The organism is Trinickia sp. (genome assembly GCF_057351765.1).
The window spans coordinates 158,913-185,031 of the sequence record NZ_JBMRBK010000024.1 but is presented as its reverse complement, the minus strand read 5'-3'; the positions used below and the strand labels follow the sequence as shown (position 1 = coordinate 185,031).

The 26,119-nt window shown below is 65.6% G+C and carries 29 protein-coding genes, 1 other RNA gene and 1 riboswitch; of the genes, 14 read left to right on the top strand and 16 right to left on the bottom strand.

Annotated elements, in window-relative coordinates; translation table 11 throughout:
* Together ACO1XS_RS06740 and cobA are read left to right on the top strand one after the other, a co-directional pair.
* A partial coding sequence (locus ACO1XS_RS06740) for an elongation factor 1-alpha C-terminal domain-related protein (RefSeq protein WP_486390278.1) occupies positions 1-364 on the top strand: 364 nt, incomplete at its 5' end.
* A gap of 65 nt (positions 365-429) precedes the next feature.
* Positions 430-1,203, top strand: a complete 774-nt coding sequence (gene cobA, locus ACO1XS_RS06735) for a uroporphyrinogen-III C-methyltransferase (protein WP_331568380.1) — start codon at positions 430-432, stop codon at positions 1,201-1,203.
* A 38-nt stretch (positions 1,204-1,241) separates the two neighbouring features.
* On the opposite strand, the gene ACO1XS_RS06730 is transcribed toward cobA, so the two are convergent.
* From ACO1XS_RS06730 to lptF, 4 genes are all read right to left on the bottom strand, one after another.
* The gene (locus tag ACO1XS_RS06730) at positions 1,242-2,174 is read right to left on the bottom strand and encodes an HAD family hydrolase (RefSeq protein ID WP_486390277.1); all 933 of its coding nucleotides are present in this window, start codon (positions 2,172-2,174) and stop codon (positions 1,242-1,244) included.
* 288 nt (positions 2,175-2,462) lie between these two features.
* A complete protein-coding gene (locus ACO1XS_RS06725) occupies positions 2,463-2,858 on the bottom strand; it encodes a sirohydrochlorin chelatase (RefSeq protein WP_486390276.1) in 396 nt (131 codons plus the stop codon).
* Between the two features lie 19 nt (positions 2,859-2,877).
* Positions 2,878-4,026 (bottom strand): LPS export ABC transporter permease LptG, encoded by a 1,149-nt coding sequence (gene lptG / locus ACO1XS_RS06720; RefSeq protein WP_331568383.1) that lies wholly within the window; start codon positions 4,024-4,026, stop codon positions 2,878-2,880.
* A gap of 4 nt (positions 4,027-4,030) precedes the next feature.
* Positions 4,031-5,128, bottom strand: coding sequence for an LPS export ABC transporter permease LptF (gene lptF, locus ACO1XS_RS06715; protein WP_331568384.1), 1,098 nt, complete (start codon positions 5,126-5,128; stop codon positions 4,031-4,033).
* 132 nt (positions 5,129-5,260) lie between these two features.
* Between lptF and ACO1XS_RS06710 the strand changes: the two genes are divergently transcribed.
* The 3 genes from ACO1XS_RS06710 to ACO1XS_RS06700 all read left to right on the top strand — a co-directional run bounded on the left by ACO1XS_RS06710 (position 5,261) and on the right by ACO1XS_RS06700 (position 8,083).
* Positions 5,261-6,772: a leucyl aminopeptidase gene (locus ACO1XS_RS06710; RefSeq protein ID WP_486390275.1), complete on the top strand. Its 1,512-nt coding sequence runs from the start codon at positions 5,261-5,263 to the stop codon at positions 6,770-6,772.
* Positions 6,773-6,812: 40 nt separating this feature from the next.
* Positions 6,813-7,229: a DNA polymerase III subunit chi gene (locus ACO1XS_RS06705; RefSeq protein ID WP_440559581.1), complete on the top strand. Its 417-nt coding sequence runs from the start codon at positions 6,813-6,815 to the stop codon at positions 7,227-7,229.
* Between the two features lie 110 nt (positions 7,230-7,339).
* A complete protein-coding gene (locus ACO1XS_RS06700) occupies positions 7,340-8,083 on the top strand; it encodes a DUF2486 family protein (RefSeq protein ID WP_486390274.1) in 744 nt (247 codons plus the stop codon).
* Positions 8,084-8,096: 13 nt separating this feature from the next.
* Here ACO1XS_RS06700 and ilvD read toward each other — a convergent pair whose 3' ends face one another.
* Positions 8,097-9,770: a dihydroxy-acid dehydratase gene (gene ilvD / locus ACO1XS_RS06695; protein WP_486390273.1), complete on the bottom strand. Its 1,674-nt coding sequence runs from the start codon at positions 9,768-9,770 to the stop codon at positions 8,097-8,099.
* A gap of 204 nt (positions 9,771-9,974) precedes the next feature.
* Between ilvD and ACO1XS_RS06690 the strand changes: the two genes are divergently transcribed.
* Positions 9,975-10,943, top strand: a complete 969-nt coding sequence (locus ACO1XS_RS06690) for a LysR substrate-binding domain-containing protein (RefSeq protein WP_331568389.1) — start codon at positions 9,975-9,977, stop codon at positions 10,941-10,943.
* 91 nt (positions 10,944-11,034) lie between these two features.
* Positions 11,035-11,934: a prolipoprotein diacylglyceryl transferase gene (gene lgt, locus ACO1XS_RS06685; protein WP_331568390.1), complete on the top strand. Its 900-nt coding sequence runs from the start codon at positions 11,035-11,037 to the stop codon at positions 11,932-11,934.
* A 65-nt stretch (positions 11,935-11,999) separates the two neighbouring features.
* Here the strand turns inward: lgt and ACO1XS_RS06680 are convergent, their stop codons facing one another.
* The 5 genes from ACO1XS_RS06680 to ACO1XS_RS06660 form a co-directional block, all read right to left on the bottom strand.
* A complete protein-coding gene (locus ACO1XS_RS06680; protein ID WP_486390272.1) occupies positions 12,000-12,737 on the bottom strand; it encodes an SIMPL domain-containing protein in 738 nt (245 codons plus the stop codon).
* Between the two features lie 40 nt (positions 12,738-12,777).
* Positions 12,778-13,236 (bottom strand): EVE domain-containing protein, encoded by a 459-nt coding sequence (locus tag ACO1XS_RS06675; RefSeq protein WP_331568392.1) that lies wholly within the window; start codon positions 13,234-13,236, stop codon positions 12,778-12,780.
* Positions 13,237-13,345: 109 nt separating this feature from the next.
* A non-coding RNA gene (gene ssrS, locus ACO1XS_RS06670) (6S RNA) lies at positions 13,346-13,527 on the bottom strand.
* 77 nt (positions 13,528-13,604) lie between these two features.
* Positions 13,605-13,919, bottom strand: a complete 315-nt coding sequence (locus tag ACO1XS_RS06665; RefSeq protein ID WP_331568393.1) for a cell division protein ZapA — start codon at positions 13,917-13,919, stop codon at positions 13,605-13,607.
* Positions 13,916-14,284, bottom strand: a complete 369-nt coding sequence (locus tag ACO1XS_RS06660) for an ATPase (protein ID WP_173259339.1) — start codon at positions 14,282-14,284, stop codon at positions 13,916-13,918. The genes ACO1XS_RS06665 and ACO1XS_RS06660 overlap by 4 nt, the downstream gene beginning before the upstream one ends.
* A gap of 159 nt (positions 14,285-14,443) precedes the next feature.
* Positions 14,444-14,679: riboswitch (cobalamin riboswitch) on the top strand.
* Positions 14,680-14,781: 102 nt separating this feature from the next.
* On the opposite strand from ACO1XS_RS06660, the gene ACO1XS_RS06655 reads away from it, so the two are divergent.
* The 6 genes from ACO1XS_RS06655 (at position 14,782) to ACO1XS_RS06630 (ending at position 21,198) form a co-directional block, all read left to right on the top strand.
* Complete coding sequence (locus ACO1XS_RS06655; RefSeq protein ID WP_486390271.1) at positions 14,782-16,701, top strand: TonB-dependent receptor plug domain-containing protein; 1,920 nt, start codon at positions 14,782-14,784, stop codon at positions 16,699-16,701.
* A gap of 63 nt (positions 16,702-16,764) precedes the next feature.
* Positions 16,765-17,766: a FecCD family ABC transporter permease gene (locus tag ACO1XS_RS06650; protein ID WP_331568395.1), complete on the top strand. Its 1,002-nt coding sequence runs from the start codon at positions 16,765-16,767 to the stop codon at positions 17,764-17,766.
* On the top strand, positions 17,763-18,584 hold the full coding sequence (locus ACO1XS_RS06645; protein WP_486390270.1) for an ABC transporter ATP-binding protein: 822 nt from the start codon (positions 17,763-17,765) through the stop codon (positions 18,582-18,584). The genes ACO1XS_RS06650 and ACO1XS_RS06645 overlap by 4 nt, the downstream gene beginning before the upstream one ends.
* Before the next feature lie 99 nt (positions 18,585-18,683).
* The gene (gene cobT, locus ACO1XS_RS06640; RefSeq protein ID WP_486390269.1) at positions 18,684-19,796 is read left to right on the top strand and encodes a nicotinate-nucleotide--dimethylbenzimidazole phosphoribosyltransferase; all 1,113 of its coding nucleotides are present in this window, start codon (positions 18,684-18,686) and stop codon (positions 19,794-19,796) included.
* Positions 19,793-20,596 carry an adenosylcobinamide-GDP ribazoletransferase gene (locus ACO1XS_RS06635; protein ID WP_331568398.1) on the top strand — a complete coding sequence of 268 codons (804 nt, stop codon included), beginning with the start codon at positions 19,793-19,795 and terminating at the stop codon, positions 20,594-20,596. The genes cobT and ACO1XS_RS06635 overlap by 4 nt, the downstream gene beginning before the upstream one ends.
* Positions 20,581-21,198, top strand: a complete 618-nt coding sequence (locus ACO1XS_RS06630) for a histidine phosphatase family protein (RefSeq protein ID WP_331568399.1) — start codon at positions 20,581-20,583, stop codon at positions 21,196-21,198. The genes ACO1XS_RS06635 and ACO1XS_RS06630 overlap by 16 nt, the downstream gene beginning before the upstream one ends.
* A gap of 60 nt (positions 21,199-21,258) precedes the next feature.
* On the opposite strand, the gene ACO1XS_RS06625 is transcribed toward ACO1XS_RS06630, so the two are convergent.
* Both ACO1XS_RS06625 and cobU read right to left on the bottom strand, forming a co-directional pair.
* Positions 21,259-22,212, bottom strand: coding sequence for a cobalamin-binding protein (locus tag ACO1XS_RS06625; RefSeq protein ID WP_331568400.1), 954 nt, complete (start codon positions 22,210-22,212; stop codon positions 21,259-21,261).
* Entirely contained in the window at positions 22,212-22,775 is a 564-nt protein-coding gene (gene cobU, locus ACO1XS_RS06620; protein WP_486390268.1) for a bifunctional adenosylcobinamide kinase/adenosylcobinamide-phosphate guanylyltransferase, read from the bottom strand. Before cobU ends, ACO1XS_RS06625 begins: the two co-directional genes overlap by 1 nt.
* Positions 22,776-22,908: 133 nt before the next feature.
* On the opposite strand from cobU, the gene ACO1XS_RS06615 reads away from it, so the two are divergent.
* Positions 22,909-23,532, top strand: coding sequence for a ParA family protein (locus ACO1XS_RS06615; RefSeq protein ID WP_440559801.1), 624 nt, complete (start codon positions 22,909-22,911; stop codon positions 23,530-23,532).
* A 64-nt stretch (positions 23,533-23,596) separates the two neighbouring features.
* Here the strand turns inward: ACO1XS_RS06615 and panD are convergent, their stop codons facing one another.
* The 4 genes from panD to ACO1XS_RS06595 form a co-directional block, all read right to left on the bottom strand.
* On the bottom strand, positions 23,597-23,983 hold the full coding sequence (gene panD / locus ACO1XS_RS06610) for an aspartate 1-decarboxylase (protein WP_486390267.1): 387 nt from the start codon (positions 23,981-23,983) through the stop codon (positions 23,597-23,599).
* Between the two features lie 42 nt (positions 23,984-24,025).
* Positions 24,026-24,859, bottom strand: coding sequence for a pantoate--beta-alanine ligase (gene panC / locus ACO1XS_RS06605; protein ID WP_331568404.1), 834 nt, complete (start codon positions 24,857-24,859; stop codon positions 24,026-24,028).
* A gap of 124 nt (positions 24,860-24,983) precedes the next feature.
* The gene (locus tag ACO1XS_RS06600) at positions 24,984-25,853 is read right to left on the bottom strand and encodes a segregation and condensation protein A (RefSeq protein WP_481582005.1); all 870 of its coding nucleotides are present in this window, start codon (positions 25,851-25,853) and stop codon (positions 24,984-24,986) included.
* Between the two features lie 11 nt (positions 25,854-25,864).
* Positions 25,865-26,050 (bottom strand): DUF3460 family protein, encoded by a 186-nt coding sequence (locus ACO1XS_RS06595; protein ID WP_331568407.1) that lies wholly within the window; start codon positions 26,048-26,050, stop codon positions 25,865-25,867.
* Positions 26,051-26,119: the final 69 nt, after the last annotated feature.

The following is a 26,119-nucleotide window of genomic DNA, read 5'->3' as shown; positions in this document are numbered from 1 at the left end:
CGGCGACACGTTCGTGGCGGCGCAGCGTGCGCCGCAGCCGGCGAAGAAGCTGGAGGCGGACTTGTGCTGGTTCGACGAGGAGCCGCTATCGACGCAGCGCAAGTATCTGCTCAAGCAGACGACGAACACGGTGTTCGCGCGCGTGGGGGCGGTCAAGGAAGTGCTCGACGTACATACGCTCGCGCACACGAGCGAGCGGCATGCGCTGACGATGAACGACATCGGGCGCGTGTCGCTGACGCTGCAAAAGCCGGTGGTGTGCGACGTGTATGACGAGCAGCCGGCGACGGGCGCGTTCGTGCTCATCGACGAGGCCACGCATCATACGGTGGCCGCCGGCATGATTCGTGCATACTCTGCCTGACGCGGCCTGAGACCCACCAAGCAGGCGACAGACGGCCGCATGAACTCGAACGGGACGGATGGCGTATGGGCAAGGTGTACTTGATCGGTGCGGGGCCAGGAGCGGCGGACCTCATTACGGTGCGCGGTGCCCGTTTATTGGGCATGGCGGACGTGGTGCTGCACGACGCGCTGGTCGAACCGGAAATGCTCGAATACGCGCCGACGGCTCGCAAGATCGCTGTCGGCAAGCGCTGCGGTCGGCGCTCGACGGCGCAGCAGTTCATCAATAAGCAGATCGTCGATGCGGCGCTGACGCACGAGTTCGTGGTGCGGCTGAAGGGTGGCGACCCGATGCTGTTTGGCCGCGCCGACGAGGAAATGCGCGCACTGGAGCAAGCCGGTATCGAGTACGAAGTGGTGCCGGGCATCACGGCGGCGCTCGCGGCCGCATCGGCCGTCAAGCGCTCGCTGACCTTGCGCGGCGTTTCGCGCAGTGTGGCGCTGGCCACGCGCAGCCGCGCACCGGATTCGCAGGAAATCCGCGAGCAGGTCAATGCGGATTCGCTGGTCTTCTACATGGGCCGCGACAGCGCGCCCGAGATCGCGCAGCAACTGATCGATGCGGGACGGGCTGCCGCGACGCCGGTTGCGATCGTGGAAGCTTGCAGTACCGCCCGCGAGCGTACGCTGACCTTGACGCTCGAAGCGCTCGCGGCGGGCGAAGCCCAGCAGTGGCTCGATCCGGCTCAGCCGAGCCTGCTGATGATCGGCGAGGCGTTCGCCGAGCGTGGGGCGCGGACACAGGACGCCAGCGGGCAAGGCTTGGTCGACGAACGGCCCGCGCGCGCTGCGGCCTAGCGTCCTCCTCTCGACGGGCCTACGGTTCGGCGCGCGCTTCAGAGCCGAGGAATGCGGTGCTGCCGCAGTAATGCTTCCGGGATCCGCAAAGCTTTACTCAGCTCGTGGTAATCCACCCCGAATATTCGGTGATGGTCCGCTGCGGGAAAGTCGTCCCGCGCAACCGTGTTGCCGACGATATACATCTCGCGTATTCCCGCTCGCAGCGCTGCCTCTTCTCCTCCCGGCGTATCTTCGAATCCAACGAGCTCGTCAGGGGGCACCCCTAGCAACTCCGCTGCTTTGAGATAGCCTTCCGGTGCGGGCTTCTTCTGCTTCACGTCATCTCCGGTAACCGTGTAGCTGAATGCGTCGCGTGTCCCCGTCCAGTATTTCATCGCGTCCACACTCTCTCCGGGACTGTTCGTCACCAGCGCGACCGGCCCATGGGTCCTGACGTGCGCGAAAAATTCGGGCGCTCCTCGCACCGGCTTGATTCCGTTCTTCCTGACGAGGTCTCGGAATATCTCGTCCTTCTTTTCGTAGAGCTTCAGTTCTTCCGTGGTCAGGTCGCGATTTTCTCGCTTACGGATCTCCCGGATGACGATCTCTTCGTCGCTGCCGTGGAAGTGATTCGGCTCGTCGGCTTCGACCTTGATATTGAAACACTGCTCGAAGAAGACGCACCACGCTTGAGCGTGCACAGGCGCACTGTCGAAGACCGTACCGTCACCATCCGTTACCGATGCAAATCGGCTGTCGCGGCCGTCGTCCGAGAACGTAGCGCGCGCAAGGCGCGGCGCGTCGCCGGGTTGCGCGAGGCGCATAGCCCGCAAATGGCTCAGCGGGCCTTCCAACGGGTGGCCGCGGTGACTCTTGTGCAACCGACCGAGGTCCAGCGTATCGCTATCGGCACCGTCCGCCGACAGCCGAGCTGCTGCCTGGCGAGGCCTGTACGCACCTTGTGTATCTCCTGTGTCTCCAACTCTCATGTCAATCCTCCTGTCGAAGATTCGACCGCACGTTCGTCGCCCGTCACGTGGGTGGAGCGGGACTGCGACGGAGCGGCGCCTTATTTCCGGTGCTATGCACCTGGAACGAGCGCATGTTAGGACCCTTCGTCTGATTCCAACGGAATGGAGGCGAAGGCCGGGGGGAGGAAACGAATTCTCGAAAGCTCAGGCGAGCAGTGCGGCTTTCAGCGAGAGGCGGCGAGGAAAGGCAGAAGATGGGGAGCTTTCGTGAACACGAGCGAGGCACCCGGCTCGTCAGTGTTGGCCCTATCGCTGATCGCGTACGCCGATCAGCCGTTGGCAGTACGCGGCGAGCGCGTCGAGTACCGCGTCGTCTTCGCCGACGGGTTGAGCGCAGCGAATCTCGACACCCGCGTGCGCGGCGCGGCATTGGTCGACGACAGCAGGCAAATCTCGCCGGATGTGCCCACCTATGCCGATGAACACCGGCACCACCGTCACCACCGTGCAGCCGACCGCCACCTGCGCCGCGATGGCCGTCGGCAGATCCGGCGTCATCAGTTCGAGGAATGCCAGGTCGACGCGCGCGTCGGGGCCGGCTAGACCGCGCAGCTTCGCAGCGAGCCGTTCGAACGGCTCGGCCCAGCGTGCGTCGCGCGCGCCGTGGCCGAAGAGAACGATGCCGTTGCGTACCGTCGTCATGATGATCGCGCTCCGAACGTCAGTGCCGATCGACCCACTTCAGCGCCACGAAGCCGAGCACGAGGTAGATCAGTGCGGGCGTGGCCGCTGTCATCGGCGCGGGCCATGTGGTGAGCATGCCGATATGCGAAAAAAGCGTGTTGATGAGCTGGAAACTCATGCCGAGCATGATGCCACCGAATACCTTCACGCCGACCACACCCGCACGCGTATGCAGGTACGCGAACGGCAGCGACAGCACGAGCATGACGAGCACGGCGAACGGATAGAGCAGCTTTTTCCAGAGTGCGATGTCGTAGCGCTGAGTGTCCTGCCGATTCTCGGTCAAATGCTGGATATACCGGAACAGGTTGAACATCGACATCCGGTCGGGCGCGATCAGCAGCACCGAGAGGATTTGCGGCGTGAGCTCCGAGCGCAGCGAATATTCGGGCAGCGTTGTCTGCGCCGCACGATAGACGGGGTTCAGCGCGTCGGCGGGGTGCGCGTCGGGCGGCGCGATGCTCGTGAGCTCGGTATCGGTGACACCTTTGAGCAACCAATGGCCGTTACCCTGGTAGCGACCGCTTTGCGCGATGCGTATGTTCGTCAGCCGGAACCCGGGATCGAACTCGTAAATGCGCACATTGCTGATCGACGTGTCGGGCATCAACTCGCCCACGTTGACGAAGCGCGTGATGCGCTCGCCGTTCTCGCGCGCGCCGAGCGTGTCCTTGACCCAGACGCCCGACGCGAAATTCGTCGATACGGCAGAGCCGAGCGCTTCGAGCCGGACGCGCTCCGATAATTGATCGGTATAGGGCCCGACGACTTCGCCGATGAAGTAGGTCAGTGCCACGATGGGAATGCCGATCTTGAGCAGCGACCGAAGCGCCTGCCCGGTAGCGAGCCCCGAAACGCGGAAGATCGTGTACTCGGAGCTCGCGGCCATTTGCGCGAAGACGTAGATCGCACTGATCAGCGCCGCCACCGGGATGATCTCGTAGAACCGCGACGGCGTTTGCAGCGCGACGCGAAGCACGGCATAACCGAACTTGTAGTTGCCGTGCCCGACCGTGTTGAGCTCGTTGATCAGATCGAAAAAGAAAAAGAGCCCCGAGAACGCGAACAGGATGAAGATGAACGCGAGATAGATCTGGCGGGCGAAGTATTTTTCGTAGATGCGCATCGCGTCACGCTCCTGCCGCGCGCTTGAACAGCGCGCGAGAGATCAGCGGCCGGTTGCGCACGCGCAGCCAGAACACGACGACGACGAGCGCCGTCACGACCGCATGCAGCCCCAGCAGGCCGACGACGAACGACATCCGACCCTGTTCGACCCACGACTGCACGACGTTGAGCAGGTTCGAGTAGGTCAGAAAGATCAGCACGGCCATGACGAGGTTGATCGTGCGCCCGCGACGCGGATTCTGATAGGCGAGCGGGATCCCGAGCAGCATCAGATTGATGGCCATGAGCGGCAGCCCCGTGCGCCAGGCGAACTCGGCGAGATTCGTGTTGCTCGGGTGGCGCAACAGCGCGAGTGTAGGCAGACCGGTTGTCGATGGCTTGCTGACGACCGGCTGTTGCGTGATCTTTACGCCGTAGCGCTCGAATTCCATGATGCGGAAGTCCGGCTTGCCCGGCTCGCCGTCATAGCGGCGGCCATTGTCGAGCACGACGAATCGCGCGCCGTCTTTTTCGGTTTCGGTGTGACCCTGCTTCGAGACGACGACGCTCACCTTGCCGTTTTCAGTGCTCGTCACGAAGACATTCTCGACCTTGGCCTGGTCGGGCGTCATCTTCTCGACGAAAAAGACGCGATGGCTCGCGGGCGATTCGCGGAACTGGCCCGGCGCCAGCAGCGACACCTCGTCGCGCTGTTGAAAACGCGCGCGGATAAGCTTGTTTTGCGCGTTGGACCAAGGCCAGCCCACGTACGCGAAGAACGCGATGAGCAGCAGCATCGGCGCCGCGAAGGTGGCGATCGGCTTGATGAAGCGCGTGAGACTCACGCCGGAGGCGAGCCAGACCACCATTTCCGAATCGCGGTACCAGCGCGTCAGGACGAACAGAATCGAGACGAACAGCGTCACCACGAGCATCACGGCGAGATAGCCGATGACGGTGAGCCCGATCAGCACGAGAACGTCCTTCGGGTCCACTTCGCCCGAAGCGGCAAAGCCGACGATGCGGATCATCATCGTCGTCAGAAAGATGGTCAGCAGCACCATGAAAACGGCGCCTGCCGTATATGCGAGCTCGCGCTGCAAGGAGCGTTCGAAGATCATTGTCGGCGAGAGATGGCGGGGGCGGAGAACGCGGACGGTGTGCGTCGCGGTCCGACGCCGCAAAAAAATAGCGGATAATTGCGGCTACTTTCCTTCAAAGCAGTAGCCGAATTTTATCCGAGGACGAGCGCGATGGACTTTAGCATAAAAGCCTGTGAGTGGACGAAAGGCACGACGAACGGTTTCCTGACGGGCAAATCGGATTGCATCGTGCTGGGCGTCTTCGAGTCGCAAACCCTGAACGGGGCGGCGCTCGAGATCGACACGGCCACCAAAGGGCTCATTACGCGCATCGTCAAGGCCGGCGATATGCAGGGCAAGAGCGGCACGACCCTCTTTTTGCCGGAGGTCTCCGGCATCGGCGCGTCGCGCTTGCTGCTGGTCGGGCTCGGAAAGCAGGACGGCTTCGGGCAGAAGGCCTACGGCGACGCCGTGCGCGCCGCCTGGCGCGCCATTCTCGGCACGAAGATCGCACAGGTCACGTTCACGCTGAGCCAACTGCCGATCCAGGAGCGCGGCGGCGAGTGGGCCGTGAAAGCCGCCATCCTCGCGCTGCGGGCCGAAACCTATCAGTTCACGCAGATGAAGGGCAAGCCCGAGCCCGTCAAACGCAACCTCAAGCGGATCGTTTTCAGCGTCGATGCGGCGGACGAGAAGCTCGCCAAGGCCGCGGCCAAGGAAGGCGCCGCACTGGCGAACGGCATGGACCTCGCCCGCGATCTCGGCAATCTGCCCGGTAACGTATGCACGCCGACCTACCTCGCCGACACGGCGAAAAAGCTCGGCAAGGAATGGAATCTGAAGACCGAGATACTGGGCGTGAAGCAACTCGAGGCGCTCAAGATGGGCTCGATGCTGTCGGTCACGCGCGGCTCGGCCCAGCCGCCGCAATTCATCGTCATGCAGTATCAGGGCGCCGGCGCCAAGACGGCGCCGATCGTGCTCGTCGGCAAGGGGATCACGTTCGATAGCGGCGGCATTTCGCTGAAGCCCGGCGAGGGCATGGACGAAATGAAGTACGACATGTGCGGCGCGGCCTCCGTTTTCGGGACGCTGCGTGCCGTTGCGGAACTCGGCCTGAAGCTGAACGTCGTCGGCATCGTGCCGGCGTGCGAGAACATGCCGAGCAGCACGGCCACGAAGCCGGGCGACATCGTCACGAGCATGTCGGGCCAGACGATCGAAATCCTCAATACGGATGCCGAAGGCCGGCTCGTGCTCTGCGACGCGCTGACTTACGCGGAGCGCTTCAAGCCGGCGGCCGTGGTCGACGTCGCCACGCTGACGGGAGCCTGCGTGATCGCACTCGGCCATCATATGAGCGGACTCTTTTCGAAAGACGATGCGCTGGCCGGCGAGCTGCTCGATGCCGCGCGCGAGGCCGCGGATCCGGCCTGGCGCATGCCGCTCGACGAGGAGTATCAGGAGCAGCTCAAATCGAATTTCGCCGATGTCGCCAATATCGGCGGGCGCCCGGGCGGCAGCGTCACCGCGGCCTGCTTCCTGTCGCGCTTCACTTCGGCCTATCCGTGGGCGCACCTCGATATTGCAGGTACGGCATGGAAGAGCGGGGCGGCCAAGGGTTCGACGGGCCGGCCGGTGCCGTTGCTCACCCAGTTCCTCATCGACCGCGCGGCGCAGTGATGGCGGCACGCATGGCCTCTTGCGCGACGAGGAGCCCGCGGTGACGCGCATCGATTTTCATACGAATGTCGGCGACTCGCTGCTCTACGCGTGCCGGCTCGCCCGCAAGGCCTACCTGGCCGGTCAGCCCATCGTCGTGCTGGCCGACGCGGCGCGCCTGCGGGCGTTCGACGAGCGGTTGTGGACCTTCTCGCCGCTCGAGTTCGTGCCGCACTGCATGGCGGGTCAGCCGCTCGCCGAGCGCACGCCCGTGGTACTCGCGACCGATCTCGAAGCGGCGCCTCACCATCGCGTCTTGCTCAATCTCGGTGCGACGGTGCCGGCGCAGTTCGCGCGCTTCGAGCGTCTGCTCGAAGTCGTCGGGAATGCCGAGGACGAGTTGCTTGCGGGCCGCGAGCGTTATCGCTTTTATCGCGACCGCGGCTATGCGCTCAACAACTACAAGCAGGGCGCCTGAGATGGCGCACTAGCGTTTGTCCGACACCCGCAAGGCTGGCATGCCATCGTGGCGCAAACGCCCGGGCCGTCCAGCCTAACGGGCCGATCCAAGAGAAAGGGAGACCCATCGTGACCGATCCCAAGCATCCCGAACATTCGAGCGATCCGGGCGATCCCGATTCGCTCCCCGTGCTGACCGACGTACTCGTGGCGGGGCGGCCGCCCATGCCGCGCCCTACGGCACAGCACGAGCCCGATGCCGCGACGCGAAGCGAGCCGTCGATGCACGAATCGGCGCGATCGTTCGCGACCGTGGAGCAGCAGGAGGCACGCCGCCCGACGGAGTCGAGCACCGAAGCGGTCCGAGCCGCGCAGATCGAGGAGTTTGTCGAGCCGGCTGCCGCTGCACCATCGACATCCGCGGAAGCGCCGGCCGATACGCCAGTTGAAGCGCCGCTCGAGGCATCGACCGCGGCAAAGCAACAGGCAGAGGTAGAGCGACAAGCTGAAGCGGAGCGACAAGCCGAAGCAGCGCTAGACGCAACGGCGCAACAACAGGCTCAGGCCTCGGCGCCGCTGTCGTCAGCCGCGCCTGCCGTCGAACTGCCTGCCGCGGAGGATTTGTCCGAACGCGATGCGGAGCAGCTTGCCGAGCGTCTGCGCGTGCGGTTTGCAGGCTACCTGCGCGAAGAAGGGCGAGCGGTCATAGAAGCACGTTGCCGCGACGCTTTGCAGGAGCACACGAGCTGGCTCGTCCGGCAAGTGACGCGTGAAGTCGCGCTCGCCCTCGAAGGGGAGGTGGTGGGCTGGGTGCGCGACGCGGTGCGCGAGGAACTCGCGGCGCACCGCGCATCGCGCCGCCCGGGCGCGTAATGCGTGCCCGGCGTCAGCCGGTGACCGCGCCCTTGTTCGCGGGCCGCGCAAGCGCCGCGTACTTCGCCAGCACGCCCCGCGTGTAGCGCGGCGCCGGCTGCTTCCACGCCGCGCGGCGGCGTTCGAGTTCGGCATCGTCGACATTCAGCTGCAACAGCAGCTTGTGTGCATCGATCGTGATCGAATCGCCCTCCTGAACGAATGCGATCGTGCCGCCCACGAATGCTTCGGGGGCGACGTGACCGACCACCATGCCCCAGGTCCCGCCCGAGAAACGGCCGTCGGTGATGAGCCCGACCGATTCGCCGAGGCCCTTGCCGATCAGCGCCGACGTGGGTGCCAGCATCTCGGGCATGCCGGGACCGCCTTGCGGGCCCAGATAGCGCAGCACGAGGACATCGCCGGGCCGGATCTGGTCGGCAAGAATCGCGGCGAGCGCGCTTTGCTCGTCGTCGAATACGCGTGCAGGGCCCGTGATCGCGGGGTTCTTGAGACCGGTGATTTTGGCGACGGCCCCATCGGTCGCGAGGTTGCCCTTCAGAATGGCGAGGTGGCCTTCCTTGTAAAGCGCCTTGTCGATCGGGAAAATCACTTGCTGATCGGCACGCGGCACGCTCGGCACGTCCTTCAGTTCTTCGGCGAGGGTCTTGCCGGTGATCGTGATGCAATCGCCATGCAGCAGGCCCGCGTCGAGCAGAATCTTCATGACTTGGGGTACGCCGCCCGCGCGATGCAGATCGGTCGCCACGTATTCGCCCGACGGCTTCAGATTGCAGATGACGGGCACACGCTGGCGCACGCGCTCGAAATCGTCGATCGTCCATTCGACCTCGGCCGCATGTGCAATCGCAAGGTAGTGCAACACCGCGTTCGTCGAGCCGCCCGTCGCCATGATGACGGCCACGGCGTTTTCGATCGACTTCTTCGTGATGATGTCGCGCGGCTTCAGATCGCGCTTGACGGCCTCGACCAGCACGCGGGCCGACTCAGCCGCGGACGTGACTTTTTCATCGTCGGGGTTGGCCATCGTCGACGAGTAGAGCAGCGACATGCCGAGCGCCTCGAACGACGAGCTCATCGTATTGGCCGTGTACATGCCGCCGCATGAACCGGTGCTCGGGCAGGCGTTTTGCTCGATGCCGTCGAAGTCTTCCTGCGACATGCGTCCGGCCGTGAATTCGCCGACGGCCTCGAACGACGAGACGATCGTCAGATCCTTGCCCTTCCAGTTACCGGGACGGATCGTGCCACCGTAGACGTAGATGCCGGGCACGTTCATGCGCGCGAGCGAGATCATGCCGCCCGGCATATTCTTGTCGCATCCGCCGATGACGACGACGCCATCCATCCACTGACCCTTCACGCAAGTCTCGATGCAATCGGCGATGACTTCGCGCGAGACGAGCGAGTACTTCATGCCTTCGGTGCCCATCGACATGCCGTCGGAGATCGTCGGCGTACCGAATATCTGCGGGTTGGCGCCCGCGTCTTTCACGGCGCTCACGGCGGCATCGGCGAGGCGTTGCAGGCCCGCGTTGCAAGGCGTGATGGTCGAATGACCGTTGGCGACGCCGATCATCGGCTTGTCGAAATCGTCCTTCTTGTAGCCGAGCGCGTAGTACATCGAGCGGTTCGGCGCGCGGGCAACGCCCTGCGTGATGTTTTGCGAGCGACGGTTGTAAGCCATGGGGACTCCGGGTTCGTTCGATTGCCTGTAGATGCCGTGCACGCAAAGCCTGATGCGGGCGCATTGGCCGCATGCCGCAGCAGCCTCGCGTGGGGTGGCGCCAGAATGCCCTGACTCGATACGCGTGTCCAATATATTATTGAGGGCTGATTAAGTCGAAAAACATATCAGACGATCGAAACCCGAAAGGGAAGGGAGCCCTCCATGACGCCCGATCTGCGGCAATTGCGTTACTTCGTCGCCGTAGCCGAGGAGCGGCACTTCGGCCGTGCCGCCAAGCGGCTGGCGATGACCCAGCCGCCGCTTTCGCAAGCTATCCGCGCACTCGAGGAGGAACTCGGCGTCGCGCTTTTCGCGCGCACGAAGCGTACCGTCGAGCTCACGCCGGTAGGCGCCGATTTGCTGCCCGAGGTGCGCAAGCTGCTGGCCGCGGCGGAGGGCCTGCGCCCCCTCGCGCAAAGCCTGGCGCGGGGCGAGGCCGGTACGTTGGCACTGGCGTTCGTTTCGACGGCCGATTACGGATTGTTGCCGCAGCTTCTGCGCGAATTCGCAGGACGCTACCCCGGTGTGCGGCTGCAGCTTGCCGAAGCGACGAGCGACGTGCAGATCGACGAGCTCGTGGCGGGCCGCGTCGACGCGGGGCTCGTCATCGCGCCTTTGCCGCCGCGACACGCGGCGGCGCTGACCTACCTTCCCGTCATGCGCGAGCCGCTTATCGCCGCGCTGCCCAGCACTGCCGCGCGCGTGCGCTCGCGCAATCGGCATGGGGAGCCGCCCGAATGGGACGAGACACCCGTGACGCTCGCCGATCTGGCCCAGTTGCCGCTCGTGATCTTCCCGCGTCGTTTGGCGCCGGGGTTTTATGACATCATTACGGGCTGCTACGGTGCCGCGGGGCTCACGCCGCGCATCGGCCAGGAGGCGATTCAGATGCAAACGATCGTCAGCCTGGTCTCGGCAGGCATGGGCGTGGCGCTCGTGCCGCAATCGTTGCGCAACTTGCGCCGCACCGGTGTTGTCTATCGACCGCTGGCCGAGCGCGCGCCGATCGTCGAGACCGGGCTCGTCTGGCGCACGGCCGATGTCAGTCCCGTGCTGGCCGGGTTCCTGGATGTCGTGCATGGTCACGCCGCGGCACTGGCGGCGAACGCCGGTGCGAATGCGTCGGCATGACCGTGGCGTCGCGCCGCCGCCACCCGGGCGCGGGCCGGCCGTCGCGGTCCTACCCGTCGATCAACCGTTCTATGCCAATTAAGCCTATACGATGCTGATTCATCCCAACTTCGATCCGGTGGCGATCCATCTCGGACCGCTCGCCGTGCGCTGGTACGGCCTGATGTACCTCGCCGCGTTCACGATGGCGATCGTCGTCGGCCGGCTGCGCCTGCGGTTGCCGCATGTCGCTGCGCAAGGCTGGAGCGTGCGCGATATCGACGACATGATGTTCTACGGTGTGCTCGGCACGATCGTCGGCGGGCGGCTCGGTTACGTGCTCTTTTACAAGCCCGACTACTACTTCATGCATCCGCTCGACATCTTCAAGGTCTGGCAGGGGGGCATGTCGTTTCACGGCGGCTTTCTCGGCGTCACGCTCGCGATGATGCTGTTCGCGTTCCAGCGCAAGCGCACCTGGCTGCAGGTGACGGATTTCGTCGCGCCGATGGTGCCCGCCGGGCTCGCGGCCGGCCGGCTCGGTAACTTCATCAACGGTGAACTCTGGGGCCGCGTGACTGATCCGAACGCGCCGTGGGCGATGCTGTTTCAGAACGCGACGGAAGACGACGCGCGCTGGCTCATCGCGCATCCCGAGCTCGCGGCGCGCTGGCATCTCGGCGAAATCTTCGCCAAGTACCATATGCTGCCGCGGCACCCGTCGGAGCTCTACGAGATCGCGCTCGAAGGGATCGTGCTCTTTTTCGTGCTCTGGTTTTTCTCGCGCAAGCCACGGCCCGTCGGTGCAACCTCCGCCGTGTTTCTGATGGGCTACGGGCTGGCCCGCTTCATCGTCGAGTTCGCGCGCGAGCCGGACGACTTCCTCGGGCTGCTGGCGCTCGGCATGTCGATGGGGCAGTGGCTCTCGCTGCCGATGATCGTCGTGGGCATCGTGCTGTTCGCGTGGTCGTACCGTCGCGCGGACAAGGCGCCTGCCGCGCTTGCCCGCTGAGGCGGCAGCGCGGACGGCAGCGCTGGCTGGCGCCAGCGCAAGCCGGCAATGAGCGGGAACCGCGCCTACCGCGTCATTTGCACCGAACCCGAGACATTCACGCTCACACGAGCCTTGCCCCCTTCGACGGGCAGCGGCGCCGCTTCCGCGGCTGGCGCCGCAGCCATCGCGCGCATGGCGAAGAGCGGTCTCGGCGGCGGCGCTTCCTGACCGATGTTGACCTGCCGTATCGTGTAGCCGTTGTAACCGAAGGCCTGCGCGGCCGATTCGGCCTGCTTGCGGAACGAGTCGATCGCCTGCCGGGTCAGGTGTTCGGCCGCCGTGCGCTGCGCTTCGGGCGACAACGAAAACGAGACATTGGCGACTTGCATCGACGTATTCATTTGCCCTGCAAGCTTCGACGCCGCGGCGAAATCGCGCGATTCGAGCACGACTTCCGTGCGTCCGCGCCAGGCGGAAATGCGGCCACTCCGATCGGTCGACGGATAGATCGAAAACGCGCCCGTATGTGCACTCACGCCGCTCACGCTCTTTGCCTGCGCAAGCGCCGTGGCCGTGCGTTTGTTGAGGGCATCCGTCAATGAAGCCGCATCGGCGGCTTCCTGTTCGTAAAACAGCGTGATGTCGACGACATCCTGAGGCACTTCGTCGCTCGCCTGCGCGGACAGCGACAACACACCGGCCGGCGCGCTCTCCGCGGACGGCGGAGTGGCCGCGCGCGCCGCGTCGGTTGCGAATGGGGCAACAGACGTCAGTGCGGCGGCGGCAACGAGCGTGAAAACAGTGGCGGTCGTTCTTGTCATCTCTCAGGTCCTTTTTCTTGGAAAAATCGATGGATGAGGTTCACGCCAGCCGTTCGGTGATGAAGCGCCATTCGGCTTCCGTGACGGGTGTGATCGACAGGCGGTTGCCTTTCGCCAGCACGCGCATGTCGGCGAGCTCGCGATGTTTGCGCAGCTCGGCGAGCGAAATGAGCGGTATTTTCTTGACGAACTCGACGTCGACCAGCATCCAGCGCGGCGACTCGCGTGTCGATTTCGGATCGAAGTACACGCTTTTGGGGTCGAACTGCGTCGGATCGGGATAGGCGCCGGAGACCACGCGGGCAATCCCCGCGATGCCGGGCTCGGGACAGCTCGAATGGTAAAAAAGCACACCGTCGCCGAGCTGCATCGTATCGCGCATGAAGTTGCGCGCCTGATAGTTGCGTACGCCGGTCCAGGGGAGCGTGCGCGAGGAAGCGGTGGCGAGATCGTCGATACTCGCTTCGTCCGGTTCGGACTTCATCAGCCAATAGCGCATAGGATCGATTGAATGCGTTCAACGGTGGATGAAACCAACACGGCCCGGTAGTTTTGGCCTTCTCGCGCCGCAAATGAAAACGGCATCGGTAGAACCGATGCCGTCGAATAAAGTCCCCGCCTTAGCCGCTAGGCCGGCATCCTGAACCGGGAGTTCAGAATTGGTCGCAGTTAGCCGCACTTCGGGTACATCAGACAGAGTGACGCGCACACCCGTGCTGCAAATTTCCGCAACCGTGCACATGGCATTGGTTCAAGGAATTTATGACCTTGGCGAACCAGGCAGGGAAGCCGTAAAACTTGTGTAAAGCTCAACATACCGAACAGTCACAACCACCGGTGCTCGAAGCGTCGTGCCTCATGCAACGGCTACCGCGCTTCGCTTTGCTCCAGCACCGCGCCAAGCTGTTCGTTCATTTGACGCATTGTACGCCTGATTTCCTCGGCCGGGAATGCTTCCCCATGCCGGATACTTTCTTGCAGCTTGACCAGTTCCGACGCGAGCGAGAGGGCCGCCATGACTGCGATGCGATCGGTGCCGCGCACGCTGCTCACCGAGCGGACTTTCGTCATTTCGGCGTCCACGCGCGCAACGGCGTCGAGCAGTTGCGTTTCGGTTTCGGGGGAGCACGCAAGACGGTACGTCTGCCCGAGAATCGTCGCTTCGATCTGCTTCGTCGTCATGCGTTTTCTCCCTGCTGAGCCGCCGCGTTCGCCGAATTGCCGTGCGGCGCTTCGCGCTCGCCCGGTTCGGCGAGCAGATCGAGCTGGTTATCGCCTTCGTACGGGCCCTTCGTGCGCGGCAGTTTTTCGAGAATGGCGTTCAGGCGCACCTGCGCATCGTCGATCTTGGCAAGTAATGTATCGCGCTCGACTTGCAAGGCATTGCGTTCGTCGCGCAGGAGTTCGAGCTCGGCGCGGGCCGAGTCGTTTTCCGCGCGCAATTGCGCAAGCTGCTCTTCGAGCGCGTGGCGGGCCTGCTGATGGCGTTCGTTGATCGCGATCAGCCGGCCGATGTTGTGTGACAGGGTTTCGAGTTCGGTGAGCATCTGCTGCGTCCTCTAAAGACTTGCGCATTTTAGCGCGGAATACGCGAGCGTCCGATCCTTGTCTCGTTTCGAGACGTAACAACATCCTGTCGATTTGTGCCGATGTTGCCGCCCGAGACGCCAAAACGGTCGATTCTTGACGCTCAAGGGGCCCGCTCCTACACTTGCGGCACTTTGGTGCCCGCGCGTTCGTTTCCGATGCGCGCGGTTAAACGGGAAACAGGGAGCGTGCGGCGTTTCGCGCGTCAACCTGTGCTGCCCCCGCAACGGTAAGCGATGCGTCGTCCGCGTTCGTCGCGGCGAAATCGATCCGAAGCCACTGCGCGCCTTGGCGCGTGGGAAGGCGGATTCGAGAGCTCGTCAGCCCGGATACCGGCCAAAGGGGGAGCGCCGCTCCCGACGGCAACGCGATGCTGCATCGCGTGTTTCGGGGCGTGCTCATGACGGGGCGGCCTGCGGGGAAGCGGGCTGCCTGCCGACCCATGGGAATACCAACGATGTCCTTGTCCATGCCCCGCGCGGCGTGCGTTGCGTTCGCAGGCCTGCCGCTTGCCGCGCTCGCGCAATCGGCCGCCTTCGATTCACCGTCGAGTTCGTCGACGGTTTCGGCTTCAGGTTCCATCTCCACCCCCACCGCATCCGATTCGACCCTTGGCACGTTGGAGCCGATCGTCGTGACGGCGCGGCGTTCGCCGCAGGCCCTCGCCGATGCGATCCCGCAAACCACGAGTTTTACGCGGCAAGATATCGAGGATTCGACGGCGATCGATCTGCCGGGGCTGCTGTCGCTCGCGCCGGGCGCGCAGCTCATTCGTAACGGCGGGCCCGGCGGCAATGCGTCGCTGACGCTGCGCGGCGGCTCGCCGACGCAATCGCTCGTGCTGATCGACGGGGTGCGCGTCGATTCGGTCAGTCTCGCGCAGGCGCAGATCGCGCAGCTTCCGCTGTCGCAAATCGACCATGTCGAGGTCGTGAACGGGGACGTCTCAGCGCTTTATGGCTCGGGCGCGATGGGAGGCGTCGTGCAGGTCTTCACGAAAGACGGCGGCAATCATCCGCCGCGTTTTCATTTTTCGCTCGGCTACGGCAGCTATCACACGCAAACGCAGGAAGCGGGTGTCGATGGCGCATTGGACAAGGAAGGCAAGACGACCTTCAGCTTCGATGTTTCGCGCTTCAAGAACGATGGCTTTTCGTCGATCGACCCGGCGCTTGCTCCGAATGCCAATCCCAATGCGAACGGTTACCTCAACGAGACGGTGTCGGCGGCGATTCGTCATCGGTTCAGCGACACGTGGGACGCGGGCGTGCGCTTTTTTCAATCGAACGGCAACGCGAGTTTCGACAACCCGTTCGGAATGCCCGCCGATTTGAACAACCTCTATAGCAAAGTGCGCGAGGTCTCCGTATTCGCGAACAGCAAGCTGAGCGATCGGTGGACCACCCACTTCACCGTAGCGGAGGGCGACGATCGCAGTGTCGAGAAAACGAACGGCGTCTACGACAACCGCTTCGATACGAACAACCGCCAGTACACGTGGCAGAACGATTTCAAGCTGTCGCCGGACCATACGCTGCAACTCGGCTACGAGCATCTCGATCAATCGCTCGAGTCGGATATCTTCGCCGCGCCCGCGCGGCGCGTCGATTCGGCATTCGCGGGCTATACGGGCCGATTCGGCGCGAGCCGTATTCAGGCGAACGTGCGCCGCGATCAGTATTCCGATTTCGGCGGCGCGAACACCTACTACCTCGGCTACGGATACGACATCACCGAGCACTGGGGGGCGCGCTTCAGCTATGCGAGCGCGTTCCGGGCCCCGAGCTTCGACGATCTGTACTACCCCGGCAGCGGCAATCGATCGATCAGGCCCGAGCGCAGTCATGCTCTCGAGGCGGCGCTGCAGTATGCTTCCGATGCATTCGGCGTGGCGCGCCTTACCGCCTTTCAGACGAACTACAGCGACCTCATCAACTATGTGCCGACACAAGGCGGGCTCTTCTATATCGCGAAGAACGTGGGGCGCGCGAAGGTGCAGGGCCTGGAGGCATCGTGGCGCGGTCACCTCGGCAAGACCGATATCCGGGCAGCGCTCACGGTGCAAAACCCCGTCGACGAAGATGCCCACGTCGATCTGAACCGGCGTGCGCGGCACTTCGCATCGTTTGCGGCGAACCGGAGCATCGGCACATGGCGCGTCGGCGGCGAGTGGATCGCGAGCGGCGCGCGCAACGATAGCGGCACTGTCCTGGGAGGATATGGCGTCGTGAACCTCTCGGCGCGCTACCGCATCACGAAGGCCTGGTACGTGGCCGCCCAGATCGACAATCTCTTCGATAAGCACTATGAGCTCGCCTATACCTACAACACGCCGCGGCGCAGTGCGTTCATCACGCTCGGCTGGCAACAGCAGTAGCGCGCGTGCGCGCGCGAGCGGGGCGCTCATCGTGCTTTGGGCGGCTCGGCGGAGGCTCAGGCCATGAATGCGCAACGCGCGATCGCCATCTGGCTTGCGCTGGCCGCGCTGGCGGGCATCGTATTCGTCGCCGCGCTGACGCTCGGCAGTGTGAGCGTCCCGCCGCTGCGCGCGTTGGGCGCGCTTGCACATTCCGGCACGGCGGGCGCCGATACGATCGACGAAATCGTGCGCAGTCTTCGTCTGCCGCGTGCACTCGCGGGGTTCGGCTGTGGCGCTTTGCTTGCGCTGGCCGGCGCGCTGCTGCAGGTGCTGCTGCGCAATCCGCTTGCCGAACCGTACGTGCTTGGCGTATCGGGCGGCGCCGCCGTGTTCGCGATCGGCGCTTTGCTCGCGGGCGCGGCATGGTGGCTCGTCGATGCGGCTGCGTTCGCGGGGGCCTTGTTCACCATCGCGCTCGTGCTCGGCTTCGCCCGCCGTGCGCTTGCCCGCGGCGAGCCGCAAGAGGCGTCGCCGCGGCTGTTGCTCACCGGTGTCGTACTCGCCACGGGCTGGGGGGCCGGCGTCACGCTCCTGCTGACGCTGGCGCCGGACGAGCGGCTGCGGGGCATTCTCTTTTGGCTCGCGGGCGACCTCAACGGCGTGGCCAGCCCATGGCCCGCGCTGGCGGCGCTCGCGCTCGCGCTGGCCGCGGCGGCATCGGTTGCGCCGCAGCTCAATGTCCTCGCGCGCGGCGAAGCGGTGGCGTTCGCCCTAGGCGTGAACGCGGGACAGCTGCGCTTGCGCATTTATCTGGTCGCGTCGCTCGCCACCGCCGCAGCGGTGACGACGGCGGGGACCATAGGCTTCGTCGGCCTCGTGGTGCCGCACGCGTTGCGTCTCGCGTTCGGCAACGATCAGCGCATGCTCGTGCCGGCGAGCGCGCTGGCCGGGGGGCTGTTCGTCATGAGTGCCGACCTGCTCGCGCGCACGGTCGCCGCGCCGGCGCAGTTGCCGGTGGGCGTGATCACGGCATTGTTCGGCGTGCCGGTGTTTCTGTGGATGCTGGCGCGGAGGTCGCGATGAGCAGCGCGCGAATGGTCGTTTCGACGCTCGCGGCGTACGAGCTCGCGCTCGACGCAGGCGAGCGCGTCTTGCTGGCCGATTTCACGCAGACGTTCGGCGCCGGCGAGCTCTGGTGCGTGGCGGGTCCGAACGGTGCGGGCAAGACGACGCTGCTTTCGACGCTCGCGGGGCTCGTGCCGCCGGCGCGGGGGCGCGTTGCACTCGATGGTGTGCCGATCGGCGATTGGCGGCCGGGCGAGCTCGCGAAACGCCGTGCGCTGATGCCGCAAAACATGCACGACGCGTTCAGCGCAACGGTGTTCGACATCGTGCTTCTGAACCGTTTTCCGTATCTTGGCGGCTGGGGCTGGGAGACTGAGCGCGATCGCGCCGCCGCGCACGCGGCGCTCGACGCGCTTGCGCTTGCCCAACTGGCGGCACGCGACGTACGTTCGCTGTCGGGCGGCGAGCGCCAGCGCGTGGCGCTCGCCGCCGCGCTCTGTCAGGATGCGCCGCTTTTGTTGCTCGACGAGCCGCTTGCGCATCTCGACCTGCGTCATCAGATCGACTGTCTGACGTTGCTCGCGCACTGGGCCCGAGAAAGTCCGCGCACAGTCATATTTTCCTGTCACGATCTGAACCTCGCGCGTCGTTTCGCGACCCACGCGCTGCTGATGCCCGGTGACGGTACGGCGCATGCCGGGCCCGTGCGGGACGTGCTCACGCCCGAACTCGCGAGCCGCGTGTTCGGATACCCGCTCGTGCTGATCGAAGCCGACGGTCACGAGGCGCTCGTGCCCGCGCTGTGTCGACCTGAAAGGGAGTCCCCCGAACCTTGAACCCCCCAGTGAACCTGGCCGCATGTCGGCTTATGCCGATTCTTTCGCGAAATCGTTCGCCATCGGCACGATGATTTCGACCGAACCCATAGGAAAGGTATGAACGCCTCCGTTACGTTGCCCGTCGTCGAACCGCTCGACCGTTCGCTCGGCTCCGAGCTTCAACGCATCATCGACGGCAAGACCAAGCCGCCCGGCAGCCTTGGCCGGCTCGAAGCGCTCGCATGCCAGATCGGCATGATCCAGCGCACGACGCACCCCACGCTCGCGCGGCCGGCCATGATCGTCTTCGCGGGCGACCACGGCATCGCCGAGGAAGGTGTCAGCCCCTATCCACAGGCGGTCACGGCGCAGATGGTCGCGAACTTTCTCGCCGGAGGCGCGGCGATCAATGCGATCAGCTCGGTGGCCGGCTTCACGCTGGAGGTGGTCAACGCGGGCGTGGCCGCGACGCTCGACGCGTTGCCAGGGCTCGTCGATATTCCCATCGCCCGCGGCACGCGCAACTTCGCACGCGAGTGCGCCATGACGCGCGAGGCGGCGCTCGCGGCCATCGCGGCCGGCGCGCAGCGCGTGCGTCATCATGCGGCGCTCGGCACCAACGTGATCGGCTTCGGCGAGATGGGCATTGCGAATACGTCGTCCGCGGCATGCCTGATGAGCCGCCTCGCAGGCGTGCCGATCGACGAGTGCGTCGGCCGGGGCACCGGACTCAACGATGCCGGGCTTGCGCACAAGCGCCGCGTGCTCGGCGCGGCGCTGGCGCGCCACGCAGGCGCGACGCAGCCGCTCGACGCCCTGGCGGCGTTCGGCGGCTTCGAGATCGCGATGATGACCGGCGCCTATCTCGCCGCGGCCGAGGCGAAGATGACGATCCTCGTCGATGGATTCATCGCCACGGCGGCGTTTCTCGTCGCCAACGCGCTCGCGCCGGCGGTGCGCGATTATTGCGTCTTCGCGCACCTGTCGAACGAGGCGGGTCACCGGCGCATGCTCGACGCCTTCGACGCCAAGCCGCTGCTAGCCCTCGACATGCGGCTCGGCGAGGGCACGGGTGCTGCGCTTGCCTTGCCGCTCTTGCGCGCGGCGGTCGCGTTTCTCAACGAGATGGCGAGCTTCGAGTCCGCCGGTGTAGCCGGGTGCTGCGACGCCGGCCAAACAGGGCAACCCGGCGCGTCGGACCCGCTCCGCGGCGGGCGCGGCACATCGTGACGCGCCATGCCGGCGGCGAGGAGACCGAGCGCGTGCGCCGCCTCGATCCGCGTGCCGAGTGGCGCTATCTGTGCGCGGCACTGGGCTATTTCACGCGCGTGCCGGTACCGTATGGCGTCGGTGCCGCGCAAGGCGATCTGGCCGGCGCCATCCGCTACTTCCCCCTCATCGGCGCGTTGGTCGGTGCATTCGGCGCGCTCGTCTACCTGCTGGCGTGGCGCGTTTTCCCGGTGTCGCTGGCCGTACTGCTTTCGATGGCGGCGACACTGTTGGTAACGGGGGCCTTTCACGAAGACGGGCTGGCCGACTGCTGCGACGCGTTCGGCGGCGGCATGGCGCGCGAGGATGTCCTGCGAATCATGCGCGATCCGCGCATTGGTGCGTTCGGCGCGATCGCGCTCGTCATGGCTCTCGCCATCAAATGGCAGGCGCTCGCCGCGCTTCCCCCGCTCCTGGCTGCCTGGGTCATGGTGGCCGCGCATGCGGCCAGCCGGGCGCTCGCGGCGAGTCTGCTCGTCACGCTCGATTACGCGCGAGCCGAAGGCAAGGCGGGCGCTGTCGTGCGGCGCCTGTCCGTACGCGCGTACGGCCTCATCGCTGCACTCGGACTGCCTTGGCTCTTCTGGCCGGACTGGCGCGCCGGGCTTGCCGCGCTGGCCGTGGCGGCCGTGCTGCGCATGCTGATGTCGCGCTATTTCCAGCGGCGCCTCGGCGGCTATACGGGCGATTGCCTGGGCTTCGCGCAGCAAGTCTTCGAGCTGGCGATCTACCTCGTCGTTCTCGCATGGATCTCGTCCTGATCCGCCATCCGCCGCCGGCTGTCGAGCGCGGCGTCTGCTACGGGCGCACCGACGTGCCGCTCGCCGTCGACGAGCGCGAGGCGGCTGCCGCCATCTTCGCGCGGCTGGCGGCACTCGATGTCCCCCTGCCGCGCGCGCTCGTCACGAGTCCGCTCGTTCGGTGCGCCGGCGTGGCGCGTCAATTGGCGCGCCGCTTCGACTGCGCCGAGACCGCCGACGCCAGGGTCCAGGAGATCGATTTCGGCGCCTGGGAGCGTCTCAGATGGGATGCCATCGACCGTGCGGCGCTCGACGCCTGGGCTGCCGATTTGCGCCACGCGCGCACGCACGGCGGCGAAAGCGTGGCGCAATTCGGCACACGCGTGGGCGAATGGTTCGAGACCTGGAAACGGGCGAGCAAGGCCGCGGGAGCGGGGCAGCGAGGAAGCAAGGCGCCGACGATCGCGGTCACGCACGCGGGCGTGATCCGTATGCTGGCGTCGCTCGCACTTGTCGTACCGCTCGAGCGCACACTTGCGTGGCCCGTCGCGATGGCCGGCATCGTTTGGCTCCGGGGAGACGAGGAGGGCGACGCCTGGCGCGTGATTCGGTGGAATGGATGACATTTGGCCGTCGACGGGGTCGACCGGGTCGACCGGATCGATGAACCGAGGTGGATTCGCTCAGTGCGCGTCCGAAGCCCCGGCGGCTGCGCCCGAGGCAGGCCGTTTCGCTCGAGCCGTTTCCAGGTCGCGGCACAGCGCATCGATGCCTTCGGCCAGACGTGGCCCCGGCCGGTTGATCAGGTCGCCGTCGATGGCGAACAGATTGCCGCGCGCGACGGCAGTCATGCGCGGCCAGGCGCGCCAGCGCGCGAGATCGGGCAGCGGCGCGTCGGGTGAGGGCGCGGTGGCACCCTTGGCCGCCGTGACGATGGCCTCGGGGTTCGCCGCGACGACGGCTTCGACCGACACTGTGGGCACGCGAGCGGCCAGCTCGCCGAATACGTTGCGTCCGCCGCATAGCGCAATGGCGTCACTGACGATATGCGCGCCGTTGAGCGTCAGGAGCGGGCGGTCCCAGACCTGATAGAACACGCTGACCACGGGTCGCGCCGCATAGCGCGCCCGCAGCCGGGCGATTTCGTCGCGATAGCGCTGCGCCGCGGCGCGGGCCGTGCTTTCGGTGCCGAGCAACGTCCCGAGGCGTTCCAGATTCGTCGCGACGTCATCGACCTTGTGCGGCTCGCTGACGAAAAGCGGGATGCCGAGGGCACGCAGCTTATCGAGCTGCCGCGTGTCGTTGCCATGCCGCCACACGACGATGAGTTCGGGCCTGAGCGCGACGATGCGCTCGAGATCGAGGGCGGAATTGCTGCCCACACGCGGCAGCGCGTTGGCTTCGGGCGGATAGTCGCTATAGGACACCGCCCCCACGAGCCGTGCGCCGCCGCCGGCTGCATAGACGAGCTCCGTCGTGTGCGGCGCGAGCGAAATGACGCGTGCCGCGGGCTGGGCGAGCGTGACGGTGCGGCCCGCGTCGTCGACGACGGAAACGGCCGCGCGCGCGGGCAGCGGCGAACCGGCGGCCCAGGCGAATGCAATGGCGAGAGTCAGCGCTTCGACGAGCTTGCGCATCAGGCGGTTCGCATCGGGCGCGGCGCCGTTTTGACGGCGAGCGGAAGGCCCGCCACCATCAGCGTGACCTCGGGCGCGAGCGCGGCCACGCGCTGATTGAGCCGGCCGAGCGCATCGACATAGCGGCGTGTCACCGAACCGAGCGGCACCACGCCCAGGCCGATCTCGTTGCTGACGACGATGACGCGCGCGCGAGCGGCCGCCAGCGCCGCCATGAACGCGTCGATCCGGGCGTCGGCGTCCACAGCCGCGGGGCCGCATGCTTCGGGCGGGCACAGAAGACCGGCGAGCCATAGCGTCAGGCAGTCGACGAGTACACAGGCATCGTCCCCGTCGGCCGCGCGAAGCGCATCGTCGAGCGCGGCACCGGCTTCGACGAGCCGCCAATGCGCCGGCCGCCGCGCGCGGTGGTGAGCGATCCGCTCGCTGAACTCGGCATCGGCGCCGCGGGCCGTGGCGATGTAGGTGACGCCGCGGCCGCTGGCCCCGGCGAGGCCCTCGGCATAGGCGCTCTTGCCCGAGCGGGCGCCGCCGAGCACGAAAATGAGGTCTGGCGTGGTCATCGCGCGATTGTAACGGCATCGCGGGCCCGACATGGCGTCCGGGCGGTTGCCGAAGGGGCTACGGCGCGAACCGATTTGCCGATATCATCGACACCCATACGGGGCCAGACGGCTTCGCAAATCGGGAGCGTTCATGACGGTAATCGTGGTGGCCAACCCCAAGGGCGGGGTGGGCAAGAGCACGTTGTCGACCAATCTGGCCGGCTCGTTCGCGGCAAACGGGGAATGGGTTGCGCTCGCGGACCTGGACCGGCAGCAATCGGCCCAGTCGTGGCTGGCGTTGCGGCCCGGTGGCCTGCCGCCCATCGAGAGCTGGGAGGTCGATCCCGATGCGCCCGCCAAGCCGCCGCGCGGCCTGGAGCGGGCCGTCGTCGATACGCCGGCCGGATTGCACGGCAATCGTCTCGTGAGTGCTCTCGAGCTGGCGGACAAGGTCATCGTGCCGCTGCAGCCGTCGATGTTCGACATTCTCGCCACACAGCATTTCCTCGAACGGCTCGCGAAGGAGAAGGCCGTGCGCAGGGGCGCCATCGAAGTCGGCGTCGTCGGGATGCGCGTGGACGCGCGCACGCGCTCGGCGGACCAGTTGCACCGCTTCGTGGAGGGGCTCGATCTGCCGGTGCTGGGATTTTTGCGCGATACGCAGAACTACGTGCAATTGGCCGCGCACGGACTCACGCTATGGGACGTGGCAAAAAGCCGCGTCGAGAAAGACCTCGAGCAGTGGGAACCCATCGTCGCCTGGGCGGCCCGCTGAGGGCTGCTGGCCGAGGCGCCCGTGCGCAGCACGCGATGCGCTCCGCGCGCAGCCGCCGGGTGCGTCAGCTCCAGCTTTGCACGGGCACCTGGGCCCGGCTGCCCTTGATCTTGTTGCGCTCGTCGACGAACACGAGTTTCGGCTCCCAGCCGGCCGCCCGATCCGCCTCGTCGACTATCGCGAACGCGGCGATGATCACGAGATCCCCGAGCTGGGCCCGCCGCGCGGCCGAGCCGTTCAGCGAGATCATGCCGCTGCCGCGTTCGCCGCGAATGGCGTAGGTCGAGAACCGCTCGCCGTTGTTGACGTTCCAGATGTCGATGCGTTCGTTTTCGACGATATCGGCCGCATCGAGCAGATCTTCGTCGATCGCGCAGGAGCCTTCGTAATGGAGCTCGCAGTGCGTGACGACGGCGCGATGAATCTTCGATTTGAGCAAATGGCGCTGCATGGTCGTTTCCTCTGACGTGCGCGGCAACTCACGCGTGCCGCTTCAGATTTCCAGATTGTCGATGAGACGTGTGGCGCCGAGCTTCGCCGCGGCCAGCACGACGAGGGGCGCATCGGTTTCGTGAGGGGCGGGCGCGATGAGATCCTCGCGCTTGCGCACGGCCACGTAATCGGGTTGCCAGCCGCGTGCGGCGAGGCTCGCCATTGCGTCGCGCTCGAGCCGCTTGAAATCGCGCTCGCCGGTGTGCACGGCATCGCGCAGGCGCCCGAGCGTGACGGCGAGCATCGGCGCTTCGCCGCGCTCGGCTTCGGTCAGATAGCGGTTGCGGGAGCTGAGCGCGAGCCCATCCGCGTCGCGCACCGTTTCGGCCGCGATGATGTCGGTCTGCAGCGCGAACTGATGGCACATGCGCCGCACGATCATGAGCTGCTGGTAGTCCTTCTTGCCGAATACGGCCACCCGCGGTTGCACGCAGGCCATCAGCTTCATGACGACCGTGCACACGCCCGTGAAAAAGCCGGGCCGGAATTCGCCCTCGAGGATGTCGCCGAGGTCGTGCGGCGGACGCACGCTATATTCCTGCGGCTCGGGATACATGTCGCGCTCGGTCGGCGCGAACAGCACGTAGACGTTTTCCCTTTGCAGCTTGTCGATGTCGGCTTCGAGCGTGCGCGGGTACTTGTCGAAGTCCTCGTTCGGGCCGAACTGCAGCCGGTTGACGAAGATGCTCGCGACGACCGGGTCGCCGTGCTGACGCGCGAGACGCATCAGCGAGAGATGTCCCTCGTGCAGGTTGCCCATGGTCGGCACGAAAGCCGTACGGTTCTGTCCGCGCAACTGGTCGCGCAATTCCTGGATCGAGCTGATGACTTTCATGATGGACCGGGGTTGAAGCGCGGCGAGGCGCGTGGACTGCAACAGGGCGCCGATTGTAGAGGATTCGACGAGGCGCGATAGCGAAAAGGGCGGATCCTCCAGGACACCTTGGCGCCGTTCAGCGCTACGCCGGCAGATAAGCCAGCCGCACGTAGATCGGCGCGAACGGTTCGGCCTGCGTGATCTCGATCAGCGATTCGCGCGACAGCTCGAGCATGGCGATGAAGTTGACGACGACGACAGGCACGCCGCGCGAGACGTCGAACAGTTCGGCGAACTCCATGAAGCGCGCATTTTGCAGCCGCCGCAGGATCAGGCTCATATGCTCGCGTACGGACAGCTCCTCGCGCGAAATCTTGTGATGCGCAACGAGCTTGGCCCGCTTGAGCACATCGGCCCAGGCCGCCCGCAGATCGTCGATGACGACGTCGGGAAAGCGCGGCGCGATGCTCTGCTCGATATAGACGTCGGCCCGCAGAAAATCCCGCCCGAGCTGAGGCAATTGATCGATGCGCTGCGCGGCGAGCTTGATCCGTTCGTACTCGAGCAAGCGCCGCACGAGCTCGGCGCGCGGATCCTCCGCTTCCTCGCCCGTATCCGCTTTCTTCACCGGCAACAGCATGCGCGACTTGATCTCGATGAGCATCGCGGCCATCAGCAGATACTCGGAGGCGAGTTCGAGGTTCGTCTGGCGCAGTTGTTCGACATAGCCGAGGTATTGCACCGTGACATCGGCCATCGGGATATCGAGTACGTTGAAGTTCTGCTTGCGGATCAGATAGAGCAGCAGATCCAGCGGACCTTCGAACGTTTCGAGAAAGACTTCGAGCGCGTCCGGCGGGATATAGAGGTCCTGCGGCAGCTTGAAGAGCGGCTCGCCGTAAAGACGCGCGAATGCCACGCCGTCGATCGTGTCGGGCGTGGTATCGGTGGCCGGCGCGGCGAGCGCCGAGACCGGCTCTTGCGAGCGCGTGGCCTCGTCGGCAGGGTTCACGCGGTGGGCGCTCAGAAGTTCTGGTAGTAGACGTACGGCAATTGCTTGACGCCCGCAGCCTGCTGACGCGCCCGCTCCTCGAGATCGAGCGGCTGTTTGTCCCACAGGAGTGCGCGGCCGCGGCGCTGCTCTTCCTCGAGCGTCGGTTGTTGCTGCTTGAGCTGGTTCAGGAACTGCGTGATATCCGATTGATACATGGCTCGTCGATCGTGGAAAATAGGGGCGCATCGGTGCGGCGAGCACCGTCTCTCGCAAACCGGGATTTT